The sequence below is a fragment of the Embleya sp. NPDC050493 genome (genome assembly GCF_044458105.1).
Taxonomy (GTDB): domain Bacteria; phylum Actinomycetota; class Actinomycetes; order Streptomycetales; family Streptomycetaceae; genus Embleya.
This window is the reverse complement of sequence record NZ_JBITHP010000059.1, coordinates 1-19,975: the sequence shown is the minus strand read 5'-3', so window position 1 is coordinate 19,975 and position 19,975 is coordinate 1. Positions and strand designations below refer to the sequence as shown.

The window sequence follows — 19,975 nt, the reverse complement described above, 5'->3', positions numbered from 1 at the left end:
GCTGGACCGGAACCTGCACCACCTGCCACAGGCCACTTCCAACCAACACCCGAAGACACCCAGAACCCATCCCGACCTAACGAAGTCCTACTAGTGCCGCGCCCGGGCGGGAGGTTCGAGGTCGGGAACGAGGCGACCGGCCGCGCGGACGCCCGAGCGGCCACTCACGCCGAGCGGGGCCTGAGCAGGTCCTCGACGAGGGTGTCCACCAGATCGCGGGGGATGCTCGACCCGGTCAGGGCCCGATAGACGATCGGGCCGACGAGGGCGTCGATCGCGATGTCGGGGCCCAGTCGGGGCGAGATCTCGCCGGCGTCGACGGCGCGCACGAGCATGTCGCGTTCCCGGGCGCGGCGCGGACCGAGGTAGCGCTCGTGCAGGCTCCTGGCCGTGTCGGGATCGTGCTGCGCCTGCGCCACGAGTGCGAGCAGGACCTTGCCTGCCGGGTCGCGGGCGAGGAAGCGCGCGAAGCGGCGCAGGTAGCCGCGGATGCTCTCGGCCGTGGGCTCCTCCGTCGGGAAGGGCAGGCGTTTGTCGCTGTCCTCGATGAGGGTGTCGAGGAGGATCTCGACCTTCGAGGGCCACCAGCGGTAGATCGTCTGCTTGGCGACGCCGGCCCGGCGCGCGATCGCCTCGACGGTGAGGGCACCGAAGCCGTGCTCGACGAGCAGATCGTCCGCGGCGTGCAGCACGGCCAGACGTGCGGCCTCGTCACGCCGGTTGCCGGAGCGCGGTCTGCGGGGCTGGGAACTCGTGACGGACATGCGAAACACCATATCCGTCGACGACCTCGTGCTTTACTGTGTAGACGCAACGACTCGTCTAGACAGAGTCGCCCCACCACGAAGGAGTGCGCGTGTCCGCCATGTCCAACCGTCAAGCCCTCGTCATCGGAGCCTCCCAGGGGTTGGGTCTCGTCCTCGCGAACGAACTCGTTCGACGCGGCCGGCAGGTCATCGCCACGACCCGCCGAAGCGGCGGCGAGCTGCAAGCCAACGCCGACGCCTCGAACGGCCGGCTGAAAGTCGAATCCTTGGAGATGACCAGCCCCGCGGACCTGTCCGCGCTGCGCGAGCGCCTGGAGGGCGTGCGCCTCGACCTGCTCTTCGTCAACGCCGCGATCGACCGGGGCAACCTGTCCATCGACCAGGTCCCGACCGACATGTTCACCGAGGTGATGATCACCAACGCGTTGAGCCCGCTGCGCGCCCTGGAGGCCCTCCGCGGACTCGTCGTGCCCGGCGGAACCGTCGCGGTCATGTCCTCCGACCAGGGCAGCATCTCGCGCAACACCGAGCCCGGCTACGAGCTCTACAAGGCCGCCAAGGCCGCGCTCAACCAGCTGATGCGCAGCTACACCACCCGCCATGCCGACGACGGACACACCAAGCTGCTCATCGACCCCGGCCACAACCGGACCCGGCTCGGCGGATTCGACGCGCCGCTGGCCCCCCGGGAGAGCATCCCGGCCGTCGTCGACGTCCTCGAAGCCCAGGCCGGCGCCCCCGGGCTCCAGTTCCTGGACCTGCACGGCGAGATCGTCCCGTGGTAGCGAACCGGGCCGGGTCCATCCCTGGGGTCGGCTGCTTCAGGACGCCTTCCGGCCGCCGCGGGCGCGTGCGGTGCCGCCAGCGTCGCGGACGGCGTCCTCGAGTTGGTCGCGGGTCATCCTGGATCGGCCGGGGACGTCGAGATCGGCCGCCCTGCGGGCCAGTTCGGCCTTGGTGAGCGCGGACAGGTCCTCGGCCTTCCTCGCCGCCGAGCCGCCCTTCCGGCCCTTGTCGCCCGTGCCGGGCCGGGACTTCGCACCGGCGGCGGTGCCCTTCTTCCCCCGTGGCCGGGTCGTTCCCGCCCGACCCTTGGCGGTGCCCGCGGCCTGGCTCTTGCGCTTCCCCGTTCCGGACCGGCCGGCGCGGGCACCGGCGGTGTCGACGCTGCGGCGCAGGGCCTCCATCAGGTCGACCACGTTGGTCGGTTCGGGGGCCTCGTCGGCGGCGACCATCTCGCGGCCCTGGCGTTTGCTCTCCAGGAGTTCCTCGACCCGTTCGCGATAGGTGTCGTGGTACTCGTCGGGACGCCAGGGGGCGGCCATCGCCTCGACGAGTTGTTCGGCCATCGCGAGTTCGCGGTCCTTGAACGAGGTCTTCTTCGGCAGGTGGTCGAGTTCGGCGGCGGGGTCGCGGATCTCGTCTGCGAAATGCAGGGTCTCCAGGGTCAGCACCCGGCCCTGGGCGCGCAGGGCGGTCAGGTACTGGCGGCCGCGCATCACGAACAGGGCGATGCCCGCGCGATTCGTGCGTTCCAACGTTTGCAGGAGCAGGGCGTAGACGCGTTCGTACTCGGACTTGGCGGGAGCGAGGTAGTAGGTCTTGTCGAAATGGATGGGATCGATGTCGGCGAGGTCGACGAAGGCGCTGACATCGATGCTGCGCGAGCGACCGGGGGCGATGTCGGCGAGTTCCTCGGGCTCCACGGTGATGTAGTGGCCGCCGCCGGTGTCGTAGCCCTTGACGATGTCGGCGTAGTCCACCTCCTTGCCGGTGCGCTCGTTCACCCGCTGGTTGCGGACCCGGTCGGCGGTGCCGCGTTGGAGTTGGTGGAAGTGGATCGTATGGTCCTCGATCGCGGAGAACAGACCGACCGGCACGGTGACCAACCCGAAGTTGATCACCCCACTCCAGATCGCGCGCGCCATACCCGCTCCTCCTGTCGACGATCGGGTCGGGCAGCGCCGACCGGGCCGAAACGGCGGGACCACCGGACGTCGACCCGGCCGGCCTGTCCGCCTGCCTGCGGACCGCCCGACTACGGGCCGCCCGCCTGCCGGCCGGCCGCGTCACGACGCATGTCCCGGTGCGTCCCCCGGTGCGATCGACATGCCCGCCCGACCGCACGGATCCCATTTACCCCATTTCCGACTTTTGTCGCACCTGAGGATCGACGGATCAGGGCCCGTAGGCCATCCACGACGCCGCGGCCGGCGGTCAGGCCGCGGCAACAGGGGTGGCGTCGAGGAACTCCCGAGTGATCCGGACGAGCCGGCCGGGATCGGCGAACCAGTCCATGTGCCCCTCGCCGGCGACCTCCACCAGCCGGCTGCCGGGGATCGCCTCGTGCAGTTGCCGGGAGCCCGCCATCGGGATCATGGCGTCGCCGCCGAATCCGACCACCAGGGTGGGGGCGGTGATCCGGGGCAGCAGTGCGCGGATGTCGACGCGCGCGCCGAGGTCGATCTGGCGTCCGATGCCGGGCGGAGGCCATGCGTCGGCCAGGGACTGCGCGAGACCGTCGTGGCCGAACCCGTCCAGCGCGCCTGCACTGAAACCGGTCAGTGCGGAGAACCGCTTGAACAACTCGCGGTCGGTGTCCAGCAACGTGCGCCAGGTCTCGAAGTAGAACCGGTCGCGCGGGCCGGTCGAGTGCGCCCACCCGCCGACCAGGACGAGCCTGCGGACCAGCCCCGGGTGGGTGGCCGCGACCGCGGCGGCGGCCACCGCTCCGAGGGAGAAGCCGAGCATGTCGACCGGCCCGTCGACGGCGGCGCGGGTGGCCGCGGTCACCTGGTCGGCGATCAGGTCGACGGTCAGCTCGCCGCCGTCGTCGGTGGTGGCGCCACTGCCGCCGAAGTTGGGGCGGACCACGGTACGGGCGTCACCGAAGTGCCCGACGACGTTCCCGAAGACCTTCTCGGCGTCGCCGCCGGTGCCGTGGACGAGCACCAGGCCCGGACCGCGGCCGTCGACCTCGTAGTGCACCTCGGTGTCACGGAGGGAGGTGAAAGGCATGATGAGCACCCACTCGATAAACCAGAGCCGATAAGATGAGCACTAAGATAATCAGCGCTTAGCTGAGCGTCAACTAGATGAGCGCTCAGATATTTCAAGGAGGGCACATGCCCGACGCCGTGGCCGAACTGCTCGCGCAATGGCGGCGCGAACGCCCCGACATCGACTTCTGGCCGATCGGCGTGGTCGGCCGCCTCATGCGGATCTCCCGGATGTGGGACAAGGAGATCAAGGACTTCCTGGCCCATTACGACTTGGAGCCCGGCGAGTTCGACGTGCTGTCCACCCTGCGGCGCTCGGGCGAACCGTACGAACTGACCGCCGGCGCGTTCCTCAAGTCATCGCTCGTCACCACCGGTGCGATCACCTTGCGCGTCGACCGTATGGAGACCAAGGGCCTGGTCACCCGCGTACGGGACACCGTCGACCGCCGCTCGGTCCGAATCCGCCTCACCCCCCACGGCCTGGAGGTCGTCGACCGTGTGCTCCCCGAACACATCGCCAACGAGGCCCGCCTCCTCGAAGCCCTCGACCCCGCCGACCTCGAACACTTCACCGCGACCCTGACCACGCTCCTCCGGTCCTACGGCGACACCCCCCGCTGAAGGCGCGTCTTCCCTCCCCACTGGGCTCCGCGGCGTCCGGTGCCGTGCACCGGCGCGCCGCGCCCGGGCCCTGCTCGACTCGCGCCGGCGGAACGGCTTTCGGACGACCCGGTCGCGGCGCATCGGAGGGGGCGGCCGACGACCCGACGTCCGAGGCCACTCCCCGCATGGGCACATGCCCACGGGGTAGGCGGCGGTCGACCCGTTGCGAAGGAGCTCACGATGCCCGATCCCGCCTCCCCGCGCGGCCGGGCCGCGGCCCGCCCGCCGATTCCCGCGCCCGTACCGGCTCCGTCGTCGGGTGCGCAGCGGCCGCCCGTGATCACCCTCGGGGTGGAAGAGGAGTATCTGCTGCTGAACCGCGCCGACGGGGAGCCGGTCGCGCGGGCCGAGTCGGTGCGTGCGGCGGCCGACCTACAGGCCGCGCTGCACGACGGCGAGGTACAGCCGGAGCTGCTCCAGGTCCAGGTGGAGGTCGCGACGCCGGTGTGCGAGAGCCTCGACGAGGTCGGCGACCACCTGCTGCGGATGCGCCGGGCGGTCTCCGCCGCCGCGGAGCAGAACGGATGCCTGCTCGCGGCCTGCGGCGCGGCGCCGTTCGCCTCCGACGGGCACGCCTCGGTCACGGCCCGGCCGCGCTACCGGTCCCTCCAGGCCGACGCCCCGCAACTGGTCGACGAGCAGTTGATCAACGGGATGCACGTCCACGTCCGCATTCCCGGCCGCGGTGCGGGCGTCGCCGCGATCAATCGGCTGCGACCGTGGTTGCCGCTCCTGGTCGCGATGTCGGCGAACTCGCCCCTGTGGCACGGCGACGACACCGGCTTCGCCAGTTGGCGCACGGTCGTCTTCGGTCGCTGGGCCGTCAGCGGCATCCCACCGCTGTTCGCCGACGCCGACGACTACGACCGCCGCGTGCACGACCTCCTGGACGTCGGAGCGCTGCGGGATCGCGGCGCGATCTACTGGCAGGCCCGCCTCTCCGAGCGGTTTCCCACCGTCGAGGTCCGAGCGATGGACGTGCAACTGCGCGTGGACGACGCGATGCTGCTGGCGGGGATCGTACGCGCGTTGATCACCACGGCCGTCGCCGAGGACGAGGCGGGCGCCGCCCTGTCCACCCCCGCCCCCGAACTCCTGGCCTCGGCCCAATGGCACGCGGCGCGCTACGGCCTGGATGATGCGCTGATCGATCCGCGGATCCCTCGTCGGGTACCGGCCGCGGATCTGATCGGCCGGTTGATGGACCACATTCGACCGGCTCTGCGGGAGGCCGGCGACGAACCGCGCGTCACCGCACTGGTGGACAGATTGCTCGCCGAGGGGAGCGGCGCCGCACGACAACGCGCGGCCATGCGCCGCGGCGGCAGCAAGGCGCTCCTGGACCTGATCGCCGCCGAAACGACGGCGGCCCCGGAAAGCCGCCGTTAGCGACGCGGCCGATCGAGCCGCACCCGACGCGCGGCGGCTGCGACGACTGGTTCTTCGGTGTCTGGCAGCCCCCTACCGTCACCGATCCGGCCACCGGCCGTGCCCTCGACTTCGCCGACGCCTCGCTCGACCTGCTGCGCACCGAGGCATCCTGCCGGCAACCGGAGCCCGACGCCGACTGGCACGGCTTCACCGGCCTCGACCGGGGCCACTGCATGCTCGACCCGATCAAGGTCATCCTCACCTGCCCCGGCATCGACGCCACCGGGCGCACGGGCGAACTCGGCATCCCCGCCCGGATCCTGACCTCCTACCACGACGCCGCTCGCCGACTCGTCGGTCGGCCTCGTGCGGTGCGCGCACGCACCCGCGACACGGCCGGGCCGGGAAGTCGAGCAGACTCCTCGTCCACCGCGCACCGGCCGCGATGCCCCTCCACCAAGACGGCACCGGCCCCGGCCTGCTTCTGGACCCGCGCCGGGCCGGGCCGCCCGGCCCGCCCCGCCCGGCCCGGTCCGCGCGCCGGGCCCGCCGTGGCGGTGGCGAGTTCTCCCTCCCGCCGAAGGCCGCGGGGCGTTCAAACCGGCGCCGGGCCCTCGATGCGAATCACCGAGACGAGCCGGGCGTCCTCGTCGACGTGGTAGGCGGCGACGCACCCGGCGAGGAGCACGTGCCGGAAGTCGCGTCCGGTGATCGCCAGCGAGTCCGGGTGGTACGGATCCTCGGCGATCCGGCCCAGTTCCGCGTCGAAGCGCCTGCGCGTCTCGGACGGCAGGGCATGCAGGCCGGCCTGGGCGTCCTGCGCGAACCACATCCGAAAGCTCATCCCCGAACGTCCCTACCCGGTTCGTGCAGTCCCACGAAGCCCGTGCCGTCGCCGGCTTCGAGTCGTGCGACCAACGCCTCGTCCTCCCGGACCGCCTCCGCCGGCAGACCCCAACGCGCCGCCACCAGCGGAACGTGCGCGAGCGGTACGGATCCCACCGCGCGATCGAACTCCTCCCGCCGCTCCTCGGGCAGCGCCTCCCGGATCCCGTCGAGTGTTCCGGGCAGATCCACGAACCGCCCGCCGATGCGTGTGTGCAACAACCTCGCGTCTTCCGCCTGCATATCCACTTCCTCGATCGATCGACGTGCCATGGTTCCGCCCGGCGCCGCGGGCCACCCGGCGCGTCGCGCGAAACGGTTCGAACACTGGTTTGAGCGGTCCGCATAGTGCGGTAGACGTGATCTTGCGGGTGAGCCGAACGGCGTTGACAGGCCACCCGCGCCCGGACGACGGATGCCGCCGTCCGGTGCTGAGCGCATCGGCGACCCGCGTTCAACGAGCGGTCGCGCGTGTCGTCGGTGCGCCCTCGCGTACCCCTCCCCCACCGCGATGCGCCCGGCCGGACGTCGGGCGGCCCGGGCATCGTGAGCGGGTCGGATTCCGCTCACGTGCGGTGGTCCTCGGTGCCCAGCCCGAGGGCCCTGGCCAACTGCTGCACGCTCTCGTAGTCGAAGCCGTCCGCGGGCAACCCGGCGACGAGGTCCACCAGGTGGTCGGGGGCCGCTTCGTCGCGCAACCGCGCCAGGAGCGCCTCGCGATCCGCGGGGTAGACGTCACGCCCCAGATGCCGGGCCAATTCACTCCGCGTCCGCACGTCGGTCGCGCTCATCCCGGGCGGCGTTCCGCCCACGCCCGAGGTGCGTTCGAGAAGTTCCTCGGTCTCGTCCGCGGGAGCGTCGTCGTTTTCGTGAGTGGTCATGATGTGTATCCGATTCACGTCGATGAGCCGTCCCAAGGGGGAACCGGTCGATCCCGACCCGGGGCCGGGCACGATCGCCCATACCCACAGTCCTGGCGAGCATCCGGATTTCGCCGGGATCGGGGCGCGGACGGACGGTGCAGCCACGCCGACGGAGCCGGCACATGGCCTCACGGCCACCCGGCGACCGCCGACGAGCGGGCGTCGGCCACGTGGCCCGCCGGAGACGGTCGGGCGCATCGCACGCCCTGTCCCCCGTGCGCATCGGCAGGCGTCAGGTGACCAGAACCTGCGTACACGATTCCTTGAGTTTCGCGTTGGCCCAGCGGACCTGCCGCAACGTGTCCGGGTGGCAGCGTCGGGCCAGGGCCAGCAGTTCGGCGTCCTTGAGTCCCTGGGCGGCCTGGGCGATCATCACCCAGTCGACGGAGACCCCGGATGCCTTGACATAGACCTCGCGCAGGTCGCGCAACATCAACAGACTCGCGTCGGGACGGCGGCCGATCAGCTCGCCCGCCTTCTCGCGCAGGCGATGGGCGACCCCCGTCTCCTCGGTCGGCTCGGCGTCGAGGTGGAGATCGAAACGTTTACCGAGGTCGGCGATGTCCCGGGCATGACGTTGCGACCAGCGGGCCAGGTCGCCGCCGAGATGGCGGATCTCGTGGTCGACCCGGTGGCGGTCGGCCACCCGCAGCAGTTCGCGGGCCAGGTCCAGCTCGTCGTGATGCAGTTCCTGGAGGGCGAGTGCGATCTTCACGACGGGTTCCCTTCACGTGCCGGCCCGAGATTCTCGTCGGCTTCGGCCTCGGGTCCGCCCCGGGTGCCGTCGATGCCCGGTCCCGCCGGAGCGCTCGCGCCGACGGTGGGCGCGGGAGCGGGCCCGGCGCCGGGGCCGATCCGGCGCAGTGCGGCGGCGGCGGTCTTGAAGATCGGCTGCTTGGAGGCGGGATCCCAGTCGGTGAGCGTCAGTTCGTTGGCCGCGCGACCGCCGTCGAATCCCGGTTCGGATCCGGTTTCGGTGTCCCAGTAGCCGTAGTGGAAGGGTACGAACAGCACGCCGTCGCGGATCTCGGTGATCCGCGCGGCGGCGCGGACGCTGCCGCGTGGGGTACGGACCTCGACGAAGTCGCCCTCGCGAATTCCCGCGGACGCCGCGTCGTCGACCGAGAGCTCCACCCACACCTCCGGTGCCGCGGCCTGGAGTTGGGGCGCGCGAGCCGTCTTGGTGCGGGTGTGGAAGTGGTAGAGCGTACGGCCGGTGATCAGCACGTAGGGGTGCTCGTCGTCGGGTTGCTCGTGCGCCGGCAGGTATTCCGCCGCCTTGATCACCGCTTTTCCGGACGGATTCATCGCCCGGTACTCGACCGGTTCCACGGGCGCTCCGGTGATCAGGTCGCGTCCGTAACTCTCGCAATGGTCCGGGTCGCTCCAGAACCCACCGTCGGTGTAGAGGCGTTCGGTCCCGTCCGGACTGTCGTCACCGCACGGCCACTGGATGCCGCCGCGCTCCCTGAGCTTGGCGTAGCCGAGGCCCGTGTAGTCGCACGGGCGGCCCCGGCTGCACTCCTGCCAGGCCCGAAACGCCGACTCGGGGTCATGCCAGGTGATCAGGGGTTGCCCGTCCTTGTCGGCCAACTCCAGGCGCCGGGCGTAGTCGAGGAAGATGTCGAGGTCGGAGCGGGCCTGCCCGGGCGGATCGACGGCCTTCTCGGAGAGGTGGACGGTGCGGTCGGCGTTGGTGAACGTACCGGTCTTCTCGCCCCACCCGGCGGCCGGCAACACGATGTCGGCGAGTTCGGCGGTCTCGGTGAGGAAGAGGTCCTGCACCACCAGGAGCAACCGCTGCTGGGACAACACCGAGCGCACGCGCGCGAGTTCGGGCAGGGACACCGCCGGATTCGTGCCGGACACCCACAGCAGCCGGATCGAGCCTTCCTCGACATAGCGCAACATCTGCATCAGGTGGGTGGGCGGCGCGTAGTGCGGAATCTGCTCCGGTGCCACGTTCCACAGGCGGGCGAGTTCGGCCACGTGCGCGTCGTTGGCCCAGTTGCGAAAGCCGGGCAGGTCGCCGTCGGCGCCGCATTCACGGGTGTTCTGCGCGGTGGGTTGGCCGTTCATCTGGAGCACACCGCACCCGGGTTTGCCGAGCATGCCCCTGAGCAGATGCAGATTGTTGACCTGCACGGCCGCCGCCGTGGCCTGATGCGCCTGGTAGAAGCCCTGGAGCACGGTGGAGAGCAGGCGCTCGGCCGTGCCCAGGATGCGGGCGGCGGCACGGATGCGCTCGGCGGGAACGTCGCAGATGCGGGCCGCGAGTTCGGGGGGATAATCGGCGACCCGCTTTTCCAGTTCGTCGAAGCCGACCACGTGAGTGTCGAGATAGTCGCGGTCGATCCAGTCGTTGGCGATGATCTCGTGCAGAAGCGCGTTCATCAGCGCGACGTTCGTACCCGGTCGCGGTGCGAGGTGCACCCGCGCGGCACGCGCCACCGGCGTGGGGCGGGGGTCGACGCACACCAGTTCGGGCGGGTTGGGGCCGGCAAGGCGGTCCAGTACGCGCATCCACAGCACGGTCTGGGTCTCGGCCATGTTGTGTCCGAACAGGGCGATCGCGTCGGCGTGGTCGATGTCGGTGTAGGAGCCGGGCTGGCCGTCGCAGCCGAAGGACTCCTTGAGCGCGGCGGCGGCGGTGGCGGTGCACAGCCGGGTGTTTCCGTCCAGGTGATTGGTGCCCAGGCCGCCGTGGGCGATCACGCCCAGCGTGTAGTACTCCTCGGCGAAAAGCTGGCCGGTGGTGTGGAAACCCAGTGCGCTGGGGCCCTGTTCGTCCAGGAGTTCGCGGGTTCGCCGGACGATCCGGTCCATCGCGGTGTCCCAGTCGGTCTCCACCAACCGGCCGCCCTCGCGGACCAGCGGACGGGTCAGCCGGTCGGCCGAGCCGTTGGCCTGCCAGCCGAACAGGTCCTTGGGCCCCAGTCGGCCGTGATTGACGCGATCGTCGGCCCGCCCGCGCACCCCCACGATGCGGCCGTCCTTGACGGCGATGTCCATCCCGTCACCGTTGGAATGCAGAATCGACGCGGTCGGCACCCACCGGTTCACGTCGTCGGGAGTGACGCCCTGCGCCAAGTGGGTGTCCACCCGGACCGGCCAGGATTGCCCCGGTCCGTACGGCGTGCGGGTCCCCCACGGCTCGGCAATACGATCCTTGCGACTCACGTGCGGCCTTCCCTCCTGCGCCATGTCGGCGAGAGCTACCCGAAGGGGCAGGCCACAAACCGCCCCGGGTCCCCGTCGGGGCCGGCCCGGAGCGATGCGGAGCGCGCGGATTCCTTCCGCCGCGCGCAGGGTGCGAGCCGCAAGGACGCCGAGCAGGCCAGGGGGCGCTGTTGGCGAAGCGGCTCGGTGGGTGGCACCCGCAACGTTCGCGATCCACGCCGCACCGGCCGCGCGGACGCGCGCGTGCGTCAGCGAAGGCGCCGCCCCCGGGCGGCGCCTTCGCGTTGTCGCGAGTCGTCCGTGTTCCCGTCCGTCTCCGTCGTCACCGACGCGGAGCGTCCGGCCCGTCCCCGGGAGAGCGCATCCGGCCCTGCCGCACCCGGTGGTCCTTGTCGGCGGGTGCGGAACGCCAGTACGCGTCCGACAGCCACATCAGTGCCCGAGCCATCGCCTCACCGCCCGCCGATTCCTCGGCCTCTCGCGCCGCGCAACGTTCCGGCCCGACCCCGTTCGTCCCCATCACCCACGCTCCTCACCGGCCGCCCACCCCGGGCGTCTCCACCAAGACTGTCCGCGCCCGCCACGGACATGCACGGCGAACCGCCGAAATTCGGCCCGGTACGACCGCCCCCCACCCGACGAGGATGCGCGACGTCACGTCGTCGCCCACAACCCCGGCGCACGACCACGCACACGCCGGTGGGCACCACCCGCGCCCGACCGCGACACCCGACCGTGCCGCCGCCGAACACCTGTCGACGGAGCGGCATTTCCCGCTTTCGGGAGGCTGCCCGCGGAAGGCGGGTTTGGCGACGGGTCGACGGGCGAGGCTCTCCCACGGCCGGCACTCGAACATGCCCGTTCCGTGACGAGACGGGGAGGGAAGGATGGATACCCATCACGACTCGACACACCCCCGGGGAGCAGTGGTCTCACCGCCCTCGCGCGCCGCGATATACCTGCTGCCTGCGGAGGCCCGTTGCCTCGTCGCCGGCAAACACTTCCCCCTCGAAGCCGCGGGCCGCGACGACCCGCACACCGACAGCGCCCCCTTCCGCGGGGACGCGCCGAACAACCCACCCCCCGAGGACGGCGCCATCGCGAGTTGCGGCTCACCGCAGGCACGTCTGCTCGACAAGATCCACGACGATCGCTGCGCCACCGAGGTGTACGCGAACCAGACGCTCCCGTTCGTCTGGGAACTCGACGCGCCGTACCCGGTGCGCAGATTCAACTACTTCATCACCCGTACCGGCTGGGACCCCGCCCAGGCCCTGAGCCGAGCCCAGTTCGAGGCCACCCCCTTCGCGACGCTCGTCACGCCCGGCACGGCGACCGAATGCCGCAGGGCGGGGGTCCAGGAACTGCACGAGATCACCCTGCCCGCGCGACTGCCCGGGCACCACGTCGTCCTGGCGGTCTGCGAATTCGCCGACACCGGTGACGCCCTGTATCAGGCCGTCGACCTCCGGTTCGTGCCGTACATCAGCCGCTCCTGATCCGAGGAGGTCGCCGACGCGCAGAGCGGGGACGGCGCCGCCCCGGTCGGGGACGGCGCCGTCGAAGGCCGGCGAGGGTGGCCGCCTCACGGCGGAAGGCACACCGTGGCTCCAGCCGAGCGGTATTCCACGGAGGCAATGGTTGGGCCCGGGGGCACACCCTCACCGACGTTTCATCACAACGGGCGGCGCCGGTCCGACATTCCCGGCCGGGAGAACCGCGTTTCCGAGGGTGCGCCCCGGCATCTGCCCGGGCATCGCGGATCGGCCGCGCCGGCGGCTTCCGGCCCGGGACGGACCGCTCCGTTCGCCGCCGGAAAGTGCCCGGCACACACTGGAGCCATGGACATCTTGGGCGCAAGGGCGATCGTGGTCATGCCCGATCGCGACGAGGTCGAGGTGACCGTGGACGTCCACGACTGGCCGGTGGACGGCGACGCGTTCCCGCACACCTGGAACGCGGTGGTCCCCCGGGACCTGAACCTGAACGTGGGCGAGGAGATCACGCTGTTCGTTCGGGACGAGAACACCGCCCTGGGGCATGCGTGCGTGGTCGTGTCCAATACCGACCACAAGACCTGCCTGTGCGCACACGAGTGACCCGGGACCGCGCCGAGCGCGGATGAGGCACAGGCCGTTCAGGAGGTTCCGGGTTCGTTCCAGCGGCGGGCCGCGTGTTCGCCCAGTGTCGCGACGCGGTCGGTCCAGCGGGTCCCCTTCGCGTGCTCGCTCGCACCCGAGGTCTCCCCGGATTTCGCCGAGGAACCGGCCGAGGGCAACAACCGGGCGGCGAGGGACAGCGCACGGGTCGTGGTGGCCGGGGCCAGGCCGTGGGCGCGGACGGCCGCCTTGGCCACCGCCGTCAGCACGAGTTCAGGCTTGCGTCGGATCCCGGCGCGCACGATCAGCCGGGCCGCTCGCTCGGCGTCCATCGAGATCAGGGGCAGCGACGCGGCGGCGGCGAACCAGGCGTATTCGCGCGAACGTCGTCCCGTGAAGCGGGCCGCCCGGTGGGAGCCGGTGCGCATGAGGCCGGGGACCGCCGTGGTCACGCTCACGCCCGAACCGGCGAGTTCGGCGCGCAGGCCCTCGGAGAATCCCGTCGCGGCGAACTTCGCGCAGTCGTAGGGCAGCAGGTGCGGCGCCGCGATCCGGCCGCCGATCGAGGTCACGTTGATCACCCTGCCCTCGCCGCGCTCGCGCATGCCCGGCACCACCGCGAGGGTCAGTCGCACCGCGCCCATGAACATGACTTCGATCGCCCGGCGGAACGCGTCGACGTCCAGCGATTCGACCGGGCCCACCGTGATGATCCCGGCGTTGTTGACGAGGATCTCCACGGGCCCGTGCCGCCTGGTCACCTCCGCGACCATCTCGTCGACGGCCCGACCATCGCTCAGGTCGCACTGCTCCCAGGACACCGAGCGCCCGGTGTCGCGGCGGATCAGCGCCGCGGCGTCGGCGAGTTCCTCCTCGTCCCGGGCGCAGATCGTCACCCGTGCCCCCAACCGGGCCAATTCGCGCGCGATCAGCAGACCCAGCCCGCGCGAGCCGCCGGTGACGAGTGCGATCCGGCCGCGCACGTCCGCCTTCGTACGCGAGCGCATGCGGCCCTGCAGACCGGCGTGCGTGGTGTCGGTCACGGCGTTTCCCTTCTCCTGCGGCAACCGCTCCGGGCGCGTTCGTGGCCGAGAGCACCGCCGACACCGATGCCCGCGCAGCCGCCTGGCAATCACGCCGGTCCCCCCGCCGCGGGCCGGCGGCCGGCCCCGGGGCGGTCCTCGCGGTCGCGACCGCCGGGCAACATCTCCTGGATCTTGGCCTTGAGGCCCTGCCGGATCATGCCGCCCCGGTCGCTGTCGCCGTGCACGATCGCCGAGGCGGCCGCCTCGATCTGTTCCAGGGTGGCGTGCGGCGGGATCGGCGGCACCGCGGGATCGGTGCGGAAGTCGATCACGAACGGTCGATCGGCCGCCGGCGCCTGACGCCACGCGGGTTCCACGTCGGCGGGCTTGTCCACGCGCACCCCGCCCAGGCCGAGGGAACGGGCGAAGTCGGCGTAGCGACGTCCGGCAGGTCCTGCGACGCCTCGAACCGTGGCGCGCCCTCCATGGCCCGCATCTCCCAGGTGACCTGGTTCAGGTCGCCGTTGTTGAGCACCGCCACGACCAGCCGCGGATCGCTCCATTCGCGGCGGTAAACGGCATGGCCGAGTTGATCACCGCCGCCCGCCGCGCGCTGCGGTCGCGCATGGGTTGCATCCGAGGGGACAGCAGTAGGCCATGGTTGTTCACACACGTTCCGTACACATCGCCGCGCCCGCCGACCGGGTCTATCTCACGCTCGTCGATCCGCTGCGACTGCTGCGCTACTTCCCACCGGTCACCGAGGTCGGCGCGGTCGCCGAGGACTCCTGGGAGGTCACCGTCGGAGAGGGGGCGACCGCCGTGCGGGCCGCGCTCGCGCTGGATCGCGACGGCCCGGCGACCCGGATCGGCTGGGCCGTACGCGACTCGCCCTATCGCGGCACCGTCGTCGTTTCGGGCGGGCCCGGCGAGGTCGACAGCATCGTCACCGCGACCGTCAGGGACGCGGAGGACCCGCCGGATCTGGACGCCGAGCTGGCCCAGACCCACGACCCCGGCGACTTCGGCGGCTCGCACGGCCGCGAGGCGCTGCCGGTGGACGCGCTCACCGCCGACCCGGCCGCTCGCCCGGCCGTCGGAGACGTACTGGAACGGGCGCTGGACCACCTGCGCGCGTATGTCGAATCCGACCCCGACCGACACTGATCTCGTCGCCGTGCGCGCGGGTCGGCTCCCCCCGAGGCGGCTGCCCGGGTGGGAGCCGACCCGCGCACACATGACGACCGGGTCCCGCCCCCATCGGGTGGGGGCGGGACCCGGTCGTCGGCCCGGACGCGCGACTCGGGCGTCCGGGTCGTGTCAGGCGTCCCTGTCGTGCTCGCGCGCGCCGGGCTCCGCCGGTCGGGAACCGAGGTTGCCGAACCCGGGCAGGTCGTGCGGTCCGCGCCGATGCCCGTCTCGGGGCATCTCCGCGGACTCCCGGCGTTCGCTCCCCGGGTCCGGAGTCGAGCCGGCGGGCAGGTCCCGCGGTGGGGCCGGCGGCGGGCGACGCCTGCGCCGCACTCCGCTGACCACCGGAATGATGAGCAGGACGGCGATCAACAGGGCAGCGAGGATCGCCACCGTGGTGACGGTTTTGGGGGAAGCCGAGGCGAGCTGTGCCAGAGCAGTCATGTCGGCACCGCTACCCCGACTCGGCGCGGCGATGCCTGGCGACCTCGGTGGACGAGTGTGGTCGAGTGCGGCGGACTCCGCGCCGGCCGGCATGTCGACGCGGTTCTCGGGAAGCGGGTTCCCATGAGGATCACGACTACGGTAAGCCGCCTGGAGCAGGCCAAGGGCCTGGACCGTCCCGCGGCGTGGCTACGCACACTGGTGGGCCGGCTGCCGCAGGGCCCGGTCCGCGACACATTGCACGGCGTGCCACTGGGGCACGCGGTGCACCCGACGCTGGTGCAGGTGCCCATCGGCACCTGGCTCTCCGCCTCGATGCTCGACCTCGTGCCGCGGACCGGGCCCGCGTCCACCGTGCTGATCGCGGTGGGCATCGGCGCCGCAGCGCCCGCCGCGGCCGCGGGGCTGGTGGACTGGGCCGAGACGCACGAGCAGCAGCAGCGGGTGGGCCTCGTGCACGCCGCGTGCAACACGGTGGCGGTGGGCCTGTACTCGGCCTCGCTGCTGGCCCGGCTGGGCAACCGACCACTGCGCGGCCGGATGCTGGCCCTGGCCGGGTTGGCCGCGGCCGGCACGGGCGGCCTGCTCGGCGGGCACCTCGCCTACCGCCAGGCGACCGGCGTCAATCACGCCGAACACGTGCCGCACGTGGTCGGCGACGGCTCCCGCTGGCATTCCGTCGGTCTGCTGTCCGCCCTTCCGGACGGAAAGCCCGCCCGACGTCTCCTCGGCGAGACCGCGCTGCTGGTCGTCCGCAACGGTGCGCAGGCGCACGTGCTCGCGGATCGCTGCTCGCACCTGGCCGGTCCGCTGTCCCAGGGCGAGGTCGCCGACGGCTGTGTGACCTGCCCCTGGCACGGCAGCGTGTTCTCCCTCACCGACGGCGAGGTCGTGCACGGCCCGGCGACCGCCCCGCAACCGGCCTTCGAGACCCGGATCCTCGGCGGAGAACTCCAGGTCCGCCTGCCGGGCGCCGGATAGCTGCTGCGACCGCCCGAACGCGTTCCCGGCGTCCGGGCCGGTCCCGGACGACGCCCCCGGTCGGGCGGAGGCGCTCGACCGCGCCGCGTTCATGCCCACGAGACGAGGCATCCGGGTTCCGCTCCACCGACCGCGCCCGCCCGATCACGTCGGGTTCGGCGAGCGTCCGCAACCGGGTCCCGATCGGCCGGCGTCCCGTGTTTGATCGGGTGTCGATCGGTCAGGCGATTCGGTACGGGATGTCCCCGCCCGGCCGGCGGTCGCGGTTCCCGCGACTCGGCGGGTCCCCCGAGGCCGCCGGTCCATCGAGTACTCGACTCCGGAGATGATCGCGATGAAGGCACTCACCTGGCACGGCAGGCGCGACGTACGCGTGGACACGGTCCCCGACCCCACACTCAAGGATCCGGACGATGTGATCGTCAAGGTCACCTCCTCCGGGATCTGCGGCTCGGATCTGCACCTGTACGAAATCCTCGGCCCGTTCCTGAGCGAGGGCGACATCCTGGGCCACGAGCCGATGGGGATCGTCGAGGAGGTCGGCGCCGAGGTCACCCACGTGCGACCCGGCGACCGGGTGGTGATCCCGTTCAACGTCTCGTGCGGGGTGTGCCACACCTGCACACAGGGACTGCATTCGCAGTGCGAGACCTCGCGGGTGCGCGAACAGGGCATGGGCGGCGCACTGTTCGGCTACACCAGGCTCTACGGGCAGGTCCCGGGCGGACAGGCCGAATACCTGCGGGTGCCGTTCGGCAACAAACTCCCGATCAAGGTACCCGAAGGGCCGCCCGACGATCGGTACGTCTACCTCTCGGACGTGCTGCCGACCGCATGGCAGGCGGTCGAGTACGCCGCCGTCCCGCCCGGCGGCACCGTCGCCGTGCTCGGCTTGGGCCCCATCGGCGACATGGCGTGTCGCATCGCGCTGCATCGGGGCGCCGCCCGCGTGTTCGGCGTCGACCTGGTGCCCGAACGGCTGGCCCGGGCGCAGCAGCGCGGCGTCGAGGTGTTCGACCTCACCGTGCATGACGACGTCGCCGAGGCGATCCGGACCCTCACCGACGGTCGCGGGCCGGACGCGGTGATCGACGCGGTCGGCATGGAGGCACACGGCGCGCCGGTGGGCAAGCTCGCCCAGCAGATCGCCGGCCTGCTGCCCGACGTGGTCGCCGAGAAGATGATGCGCAAGGCGGGCGTGGACCGGCTCAGCGCGCTGTACACCGCGATCGATCTGGTCCGCCGCGGCGGCACCGTCTCGCTTTCCGGCGTCTACGGCGGGATGGCCGACCCGCTCCCGCTGCTGACCATGTTCGACAAGCAGATCCAACTGCGCATGGGTCAGGCGAACGTGCACCGGTGGGTGAAGGACATCCTGCCGCTGCTGGAGGACGACGACCCGCTGGGTACCGAGGACTTCGCCACCCACCGCGTCCCGCTCGCCGAGGCGCCGCAGGCGTACGAACGGTTCCAGAAGAAGCAGGACGGCACCGTCAAGGTCCTGCTGCGCCCCTGACCCACTCGACCGGCGCGGCCCCGGCGGCGGGGCCGCGCGCAGGCCGGCCGAAGCCCGCGACGGCAACGCGGAGCGCTTCGGCATGGAGCGATTCACCGACTTCGTCATCCGCCATCACGCCGACGGCCTACCCGTCGCCGAGACCCTGCGCCGGTTGGTCCACACCGTTCCCGCCTACCACCGGGGCCGACTCGACGACGACGCCACCGTCCTGTTCTGCCAGTGGAACGGCCTTCCGACGAGCACGCACTGACCGCGCGCTCGCGAAGGAGCGCCACGACGTCCACCGTCCTGCCGCCTTCCGCCGCCCCCGCCCGCCAACCGCTCATGTGTGCGCACCGATTCGCCGGGTAGCGGAGGGGGACGGCGCGGGCCTCAGGTGCTCGCCGTACCGAGAAGAGGCAGGTTTCATGGGGCACGGCGGGAACGTCATCGAGGAACTCACCGTCGATCATCGCGAGGTCGATGCGCTGTTCGCACGGATCGAGATCCTGCCGGTCGGAGACTCGCGGCGGCGGGAGGTGGCCGACGAGTTGACCATGGAGTTGGTCCGGCACTCCGTCGCGGAGGAGATGCACCTGTATCCGGCGGTGCGCAAGCACGTCGAGGACGGGGACTCGATCGCCGACAAGGAACTCGCCGACCACGCCGCCGTGGAGGAACTCCTCAAGGAACTCGAAGGCCGCCCCGCCGACGACGGCCGTTTCGACGACCTGGTCGCCCGCCTGCGGCTCGCCGTGGGCGAACACGTCCGCGACGAGGAGGGTCGGCTGTTCCCCCTGCTCGCCGCCGCCTGCACGAACGAGGTGCTGGACGTGTTGGGCGACCGGGTCCGCGCGGCGAAGAAGACGGCGCCGACCCGCCCCCACCCCTCCGCCCCCGACACACCACCCGCCGACCGGATCCTGGCCCCGGGTCTCGGCCTGGTCGACCGCGCCCGCGACCTGCTCTCCGGCCGCGGCGGACACTGACCCCGGAGTCCCCGATCGGCGGCTCGCCACGACGCACGTGACCCGCCGGCCCGGCAACCGGCGGGTCACGCGGCGGTCGCGGCGAGGCCGCGCGGTTCTACCAGCGGTACCAGCGGCCGCGCCTTCCGCCGGTGCCGGCCGAACGGAAGAGGAAGCCGAGGAGCCAGATGACCAGGACTGCGATGGCCACCCACCACAGGACCTTGACCGCGAACCCGGCGCCGAACAGGATCAGCGCGAGGAGCAGGACGAGAAGCAGGGGAATCATCGATTTCACCTCCGCCGAATTTGTGCCCCGTCCTTGGGTCCGCACGCCACGGTCACGCACCTTTTCCTGACGATTTGTCGCGCCTTCGACGGGGCGGCCGACCGCCCGAACCGACGGTGGCCCGACCGGTGCGGCCGCGCATGTCCTCCCGGCTGTCGGGTACGCGGCATGACGTCCGATTTTCCCCACGCGAGGTGAGCGGCATGCCCAGCGGATCGAGTCCCAAGCGGGAACGTCAGTACGAGCACATCAAGGAAAGCGCGAAGAAGCGCGGCGAAAGCACCAAGCGTGCCGAGGAGATCGCGGCCCGCACGGTGAACAAGGAGCGCGCCCGGTCCGGTGAGTCCAAGACGGCGAGCCGTACCTCGGTCGAGGACAAACCGGCCGGCCGACGCGGCGGCCGGCGCTCGCACAGCGGCGCGCAGGGTCCCACCTACGACCAGCTCTACGCGGACGCCAAGCGCCAGGGCATCAAGGGTCGCTCCTCGATGAACAAGAAGCAGCTCCAGCACGCGCTGAGCCACTGACCCGACGGCCGAGGCACCCTCCCCCGCGGGTTCCGCGCGGATGCGCGGCCCGACCCGCCGCCGTGCCCCGCGCCGGGGGGGTGCGGGGCGGGGGGGGGGGGGGGGTTGGGGCCCCGCGCGGGGGGGGGGGGGGGTGGGTGGACGGGGGCCGGCGCGGGGGCC

General features: G+C 71.7%; 23 protein-coding genes and 2 pseudogenes. 12 read left to right on the top strand and 13 right to left on the bottom strand.

The window, feature by feature from the left end:
* Positions 1-164: 164 nt before the first annotated feature.
* Positions 165-764: a TetR/AcrR family transcriptional regulator gene (locus ACIBM5_RS46490; RefSeq protein ID WP_396012757.1), complete on the bottom strand. Its 600-nt coding sequence runs from the start codon at positions 762-764 to the stop codon at positions 165-167.
* A 101-nt stretch (positions 765-865) separates the two neighbouring features.
* Between ACIBM5_RS46490 and ACIBM5_RS46485 the strand changes: the two genes are divergently transcribed.
* Entirely contained in the window at positions 866-1,552 is a 687-nt protein-coding gene (locus ACIBM5_RS46485) for an SDR family NAD(P)-dependent oxidoreductase (protein ID WP_396012755.1), read from the top strand.
* 36 nt (positions 1,553-1,588) lie between these two features.
* On the opposite strand, the gene ACIBM5_RS46480 is transcribed toward ACIBM5_RS46485, so the two are convergent.
* Positions 1,589-2,695, bottom strand: a complete 1,107-nt coding sequence (locus ACIBM5_RS46480) for a Ku protein (protein WP_396012754.1) — start codon at positions 2,693-2,695, stop codon at positions 1,589-1,591.
* A gap of 289 nt (positions 2,696-2,984) precedes the next feature.
* Complete coding sequence (locus tag ACIBM5_RS46475; RefSeq protein ID WP_396012753.1) at positions 2,985-3,785, bottom strand: alpha/beta fold hydrolase; 801 nt, start codon at positions 3,783-3,785, stop codon at positions 2,985-2,987.
* A gap of 107 nt (positions 3,786-3,892) precedes the next feature.
* On the opposite strand from ACIBM5_RS46475, the gene ACIBM5_RS46470 reads away from it, so the two are divergent.
* The 3 genes from ACIBM5_RS46470 (at position 3,893) to ACIBM5_RS46460 (ending at position 6,465) form a co-directional block, all read left to right on the top strand.
* Positions 3,893-4,390 carry a MarR family winged helix-turn-helix transcriptional regulator gene (locus tag ACIBM5_RS46470; RefSeq protein ID WP_396012752.1) on the top strand — a complete coding sequence of 166 codons (498 nt, stop codon included), beginning with the start codon at positions 3,893-3,895 and terminating at the stop codon, positions 4,388-4,390.
* A 222-nt stretch (positions 4,391-4,612) separates the two neighbouring features.
* Complete coding sequence (locus ACIBM5_RS46465; RefSeq protein ID WP_396012751.1) at positions 4,613-5,821, top strand: glutamate--cysteine ligase; 1,209 nt, start codon at positions 4,613-4,615, stop codon at positions 5,819-5,821.
* 11 nt (positions 5,822-5,832) lie between these two features.
* Positions 5,833-6,465, top strand: a complete 633-nt coding sequence (locus ACIBM5_RS46460; RefSeq protein WP_396012759.1) for a hypothetical protein — start codon at positions 5,833-5,835, stop codon at positions 6,463-6,465.
* Here the strand turns inward: ACIBM5_RS46460 and ACIBM5_RS46455 are convergent.
* From ACIBM5_RS46455 to ACIBM5_RS46430, 6 genes are all read right to left on the bottom strand, one after another.
* The gene (locus ACIBM5_RS46455) at positions 6,399-6,647 is read right to left on the bottom strand and encodes a hypothetical protein (protein WP_396012750.1); all 249 of its coding nucleotides are present in this window, start codon (positions 6,645-6,647) and stop codon (positions 6,399-6,401) included. The genes ACIBM5_RS46460 and ACIBM5_RS46455 overlap by 67 nt on opposite strands.
* Positions 6,644-6,931, bottom strand: a complete 288-nt coding sequence (locus tag ACIBM5_RS46450) for a hypothetical protein (RefSeq protein WP_391583325.1) — start codon at positions 6,929-6,931, stop codon at positions 6,644-6,646. Before ACIBM5_RS46450 ends, ACIBM5_RS46455 begins: the two co-directional genes overlap by 4 nt.
* Positions 6,932-7,254: 323 nt before the next feature.
* Positions 7,255-7,569, bottom strand: a complete 315-nt coding sequence (locus ACIBM5_RS46445) for a DUF2795 domain-containing protein (RefSeq protein WP_396012749.1) — start codon at positions 7,567-7,569, stop codon at positions 7,255-7,257.
* 274 nt (positions 7,570-7,843) lie between these two features.
* A complete protein-coding gene (locus ACIBM5_RS46440; RefSeq protein WP_396012748.1) occupies positions 7,844-8,326 on the bottom strand; it encodes a hypothetical protein in 483 nt (160 codons plus the stop codon).
* A complete protein-coding gene (locus ACIBM5_RS46435; RefSeq protein WP_396012747.1) occupies positions 8,323-10,791 on the bottom strand; it encodes a molybdopterin oxidoreductase family protein in 2,469 nt (822 codons plus the stop codon). The genes ACIBM5_RS46440 and ACIBM5_RS46435 overlap by 4 nt, the downstream gene beginning before the upstream one ends.
* Before the next feature lie 322 nt (positions 10,792-11,113).
* Positions 11,114-11,311 (bottom strand): hypothetical protein, encoded by a 198-nt coding sequence (locus tag ACIBM5_RS46430; RefSeq protein ID WP_396012746.1) that lies wholly within the window; start codon positions 11,309-11,311, stop codon positions 11,114-11,116.
* A 367-nt stretch (positions 11,312-11,678) separates the two neighbouring features.
* On the opposite strand from ACIBM5_RS46430, the gene ACIBM5_RS46425 reads away from it, so the two are divergent.
* Positions 11,679-12,290 (top strand): lytic polysaccharide monooxygenase auxiliary activity family 9 protein, encoded by a 612-nt coding sequence (locus ACIBM5_RS46425; RefSeq protein ID WP_396012745.1) that lies wholly within the window; start codon positions 11,679-11,681, stop codon positions 12,288-12,290.
* A gap of 342 nt (positions 12,291-12,632) precedes the next feature.
* Positions 12,633-12,890: a hypothetical protein gene (locus tag ACIBM5_RS46420; RefSeq protein ID WP_396012744.1), complete on the top strand. Its 258-nt coding sequence runs from the start codon at positions 12,633-12,635 to the stop codon at positions 12,888-12,890.
* Positions 12,891-12,928: 38 nt separating this feature from the next.
* Here ACIBM5_RS46420 and ACIBM5_RS46415 read toward each other — a convergent pair whose 3' ends face one another.
* Together ACIBM5_RS46415 and ACIBM5_RS46410 are read right to left on the bottom strand one after the other, a co-directional pair.
* Entirely contained in the window at positions 12,929-13,933 is a 1,005-nt protein-coding gene (locus ACIBM5_RS46415; protein ID WP_396012743.1) for an SDR family NAD(P)-dependent oxidoreductase, read from the bottom strand.
* 89 nt (positions 13,934-14,022) lie between these two features.
* Positions 14,023-14,495: pseudogene (locus tag ACIBM5_RS46410) on the bottom strand (thiamine pyrophosphate-dependent enzyme); the annotation flags it as partial.
* A gap of 77 nt (positions 14,496-14,572) precedes the next feature.
* Here ACIBM5_RS46410 and ACIBM5_RS46405 point away from each other — a divergent pair.
* Positions 14,573-15,082 (top strand): SRPBCC family protein, encoded by a 510-nt coding sequence (locus ACIBM5_RS46405; RefSeq protein ID WP_396012741.1) that lies wholly within the window; start codon positions 14,573-14,575, stop codon positions 15,080-15,082.
* Between the two features lie 153 nt (positions 15,083-15,235).
* Here ACIBM5_RS46405 and ACIBM5_RS46400 read toward each other — a convergent pair whose 3' ends face one another.
* Positions 15,236-15,550: a DUF6479 family protein gene (locus tag ACIBM5_RS46400; RefSeq protein WP_391583340.1), complete on the bottom strand. Its 315-nt coding sequence runs from the start codon at positions 15,548-15,550 to the stop codon at positions 15,236-15,238.
* 123 nt (positions 15,551-15,673) lie between these two features.
* Here ACIBM5_RS46400 and ACIBM5_RS46395 point away from each other — a divergent pair, with 123 nt between their 5' ends.
* The 4 genes and pseudogenes from ACIBM5_RS46395 (at position 15,674) to ACIBM5_RS46380 (ending at position 19,018) form a co-directional block, all read left to right on the top strand.
* Entirely contained in the window at positions 15,674-16,531 is an 858-nt protein-coding gene (locus ACIBM5_RS46395; protein ID WP_396012740.1) for a Rieske 2Fe-2S domain-containing protein, read from the top strand.
* Between the two features lie 334 nt (positions 16,532-16,865).
* Positions 16,866-18,047 carry a zinc-dependent alcohol dehydrogenase gene (locus ACIBM5_RS46390; protein WP_396012758.1) on the top strand — a complete coding sequence of 394 codons (1,182 nt, stop codon included), beginning with the start codon at positions 16,866-16,868 and terminating at the stop codon, positions 18,045-18,047.
* Positions 18,048-18,096: 49 nt separating this feature from the next.
* Positions 18,097-18,300, top strand: a pseudogene (locus tag ACIBM5_RS46385) (SpoIIE family protein phosphatase); the annotation flags it as partial.
* Positions 18,301-18,457: 157 nt separating this feature from the next.
* The gene (locus ACIBM5_RS46380; RefSeq protein ID WP_396012739.1) at positions 18,458-19,018 is read left to right on the top strand and encodes a hemerythrin domain-containing protein; all 561 of its coding nucleotides are present in this window, start codon (positions 18,458-18,460) and stop codon (positions 19,016-19,018) included.
* Between the two features lie 97 nt (positions 19,019-19,115).
* Here the strand turns inward: ACIBM5_RS46380 and ACIBM5_RS46375 are convergent, their stop codons facing one another.
* Positions 19,116-19,286, bottom strand: a complete 171-nt coding sequence (locus ACIBM5_RS46375; protein ID WP_396012738.1) for a hydrophobic protein — start codon at positions 19,284-19,286, stop codon at positions 19,116-19,118.
* A gap of 203 nt (positions 19,287-19,489) precedes the next feature.
* Between ACIBM5_RS46375 and ACIBM5_RS46370 the strand changes: the two genes are divergently transcribed.
* Entirely contained in the window at positions 19,490-19,813 is a 324-nt protein-coding gene (locus ACIBM5_RS46370) for a plasmid stabilization protein (RefSeq protein ID WP_396012737.1), read from the top strand.
* Positions 19,814-19,975: the final 162 nt, after the last annotated feature.

What these genes read in the sequence shown, in the direction of transcription:
- ACIBM5_RS46490 (WP_396012757.1), bottom strand. Translation starts at nt 764, where the DNA reads ATGTCCGTCACGAGTTCCCAGCCCCGCAGACCGCGCTCCGGCAACCGG.
- ACIBM5_RS46485 (WP_396012755.1), top strand. Translation starts at nt 866, where the DNA reads ATGTCCAACCGTCAAGCCCTCGTCATCGGAGCCTCCCAGGGGTTGGGT.
- ACIBM5_RS46480 (WP_396012754.1), bottom strand. Translation starts at nt 2,695, where the DNA reads ATGGCGCGCGCGATCTGGAGTGGGGTGATCAACTTCGGGTTGGTCACC.
- ACIBM5_RS46475 (WP_396012753.1), bottom strand. Translation starts at nt 3,785, where the DNA reads ATGCCTTTCACCTCCCTCCGTGACACCGAGGTGCACTACGAGGTCGAC.
- ACIBM5_RS46470 (WP_396012752.1), top strand. Translation starts at nt 3,893, where the DNA reads ATGCCCGACGCCGTGGCCGAACTGCTCGCGCAATGGCGGCGCGAACGC.
- ACIBM5_RS46465 (WP_396012751.1), top strand. Translation starts at nt 4,613, where the DNA reads ATGCCCGATCCCGCCTCCCCGCGCGGCCGGGCCGCGGCCCGCCCGCCG.
- ACIBM5_RS46455 (WP_396012750.1), bottom strand. Translation starts at nt 6,647, where the DNA reads ATGAGCTTTCGGATGTGGTTCGCGCAGGACGCCCAGGCCGGCCTGCAT.
- ACIBM5_RS46450 (WP_391583325.1), bottom strand. Translation starts at nt 6,931, where the DNA reads ATGCAGGCGGAAGACGCGAGGTTGTTGCACACACGCATCGGCGGGCGG.
- ACIBM5_RS46445 (WP_396012749.1), bottom strand. Translation starts at nt 7,569, where the DNA reads ATGACCACTCACGAAAACGACGACGCTCCCGCGGACGAGACCGAGGAA.
- ACIBM5_RS46430 (WP_396012746.1), bottom strand. Translation starts at nt 11,311, where the DNA reads ATGGGGACGAACGGGGTCGGGCCGGAACGTTGCGCGGCGCGAGAGGCC.
- ACIBM5_RS46425 (WP_396012745.1), top strand. Translation starts at nt 11,679, where the DNA reads ATGGATACCCATCACGACTCGACACACCCCCGGGGAGCAGTGGTCTCA.
- ACIBM5_RS46420 (WP_396012744.1), top strand. Translation starts at nt 12,633, where the DNA reads ATGGACATCTTGGGCGCAAGGGCGATCGTGGTCATGCCCGATCGCGAC.
- ACIBM5_RS46405 (WP_396012741.1), top strand. Translation starts at nt 14,573, where the DNA reads ATGGTTGTTCACACACGTTCCGTACACATCGCCGCGCCCGCCGACCGG.
- ACIBM5_RS46400 (WP_391583340.1), bottom strand. Translation starts at nt 15,550, where the DNA reads ATGACTGCTCTGGCACAGCTCGCCTCGGCTTCCCCCAAAACCGTCACC.
- ACIBM5_RS46395 (WP_396012740.1), top strand. Translation starts at nt 15,674, where the DNA reads ATGAGGATCACGACTACGGTAAGCCGCCTGGAGCAGGCCAAGGGCCTG.
- ACIBM5_RS46390 (WP_396012758.1), top strand. Translation starts at nt 16,866, where the DNA reads ATGAAGGCACTCACCTGGCACGGCAGGCGCGACGTACGCGTGGACACG.
- ACIBM5_RS46380 (WP_396012739.1), top strand. Translation starts at nt 18,458, where the DNA reads ATGGGGCACGGCGGGAACGTCATCGAGGAACTCACCGTCGATCATCGC.
- ACIBM5_RS46375 (WP_396012738.1), bottom strand. Translation starts at nt 19,286, where the DNA reads ATGATTCCCCTGCTTCTCGTCCTGCTCCTCGCGCTGATCCTGTTCGGC.
- ACIBM5_RS46370 (WP_396012737.1), top strand. Translation starts at nt 19,490, where the DNA reads ATGCCCAGCGGATCGAGTCCCAAGCGGGAACGTCAGTACGAGCACATC.